Here is a 1,094-nt window from a genome sequence, read left to right as displayed (position 1 = left end):
GCGTGTAGCCGTTCCTCACCATGCCGGACACGAGCTTGTCCTTGAAGCGCGAGACGCCGCCGGTGAACTTGAAGGTCGCCATCGACTTGCGCAACTGATCGGCCTCGCCGCCGGTAAAGCCGGCGCAGACCATCGCCACCCGCATCGCCGACTCTTGAAACAGCGGCACGCCAAGCGTCTTGCCGAGCACCGCCTCAAGCTCGGGCGTCGGATATTCGACTGCCTCCTTGCCTTCGCGCCGGCGCAGATAGGGATGCACCATATCCCCCTGGATCGGACCGGGCCGGACAATGGCGACTTGCACCACGAGATCGTAGAAGGTCCGGGGTTTCAGCCGCGGCAGCATCGCCATCTGCGCGCGGCTTTCGATCTGAAACGTGCCGAGCGTATCGGCCTTGCGGATCATCGCATAGGTCGCAGGATCCTCCTGCTCGATGTCAGAGAGGTCGAGATCCCGATCCTCGTGCTCGCGGATCAGATCAAAGGCCTTGGCCATGCAGGTCAGCATTCCAAGCGCCAGGATGTCCACCTTCATGAATTTCAGGGCTTCGACGTCGTCCTTGTCCCATTCGATGATCTGACGGTCCTTCATCGCGGCAGGCTCGATCGGCACGAGATCGTCGAGCCGATCATGGGTGAGGACGAACCCGCCCGGATGCTGGCCAAGATGCCGCGGCGCGCCCATCAGTTGCTGGGCAAGCTTCAGCGTGAGCACAAGCCGCCGGTCGTCCGGATTGAGATTGAGCTCACGGACATTGCGGTCGCAGACCTCTTCCGACCAGGACCACATGCCTGACGACAATGCCTTGATGACATCTTCGGGCAGGCCGAGCGCCTTGCCGACATCGCGGATCGCACCACGCGCCCGGTAGCGCGTAACGGTCGCGCAAAGCGCTGCCTTTTCTCTGGTATAGGTGCGATAAATCCACTGGATCACCTCTTCGCGCCGCTCGTGCTCGAAATCCACATCGATATCCGGTGGCTCGTCGCGCTCCTGGGATACAAAACGCTCGAACAGAAGATCGTTTGTCGAGGGATCGATACTGGTAATGCCGAGAATGTAGCAGACGGCGCTGTTGGCGGCAGAACCCCTC

Annotated in this window: 1 pseudogene; it reads right to left on the bottom strand. The window is 61.3% G+C overall.

The features are described 5' to 3' along the window. Positions 1-1,094: pseudogene (gene dnaE2 / locus FY112_RS38090) on the bottom strand (error-prone DNA polymerase); the annotation flags it as partial.

Origin of the sequence: Rhizobium sp. PEPV16 (assembly GCF_008919455.1) — a bacterium.
In the GTDB taxonomy this organism is placed as follows: Bacteria; Pseudomonadota; Alphaproteobacteria; order Rhizobiales; family Rhizobiaceae; genus Rhizobium; species Rhizobium leguminosarum_Q.
Note: the sequence above shows the minus strand (reverse complement) of the source record. Positions and strands in the feature narration are given on the sequence as shown.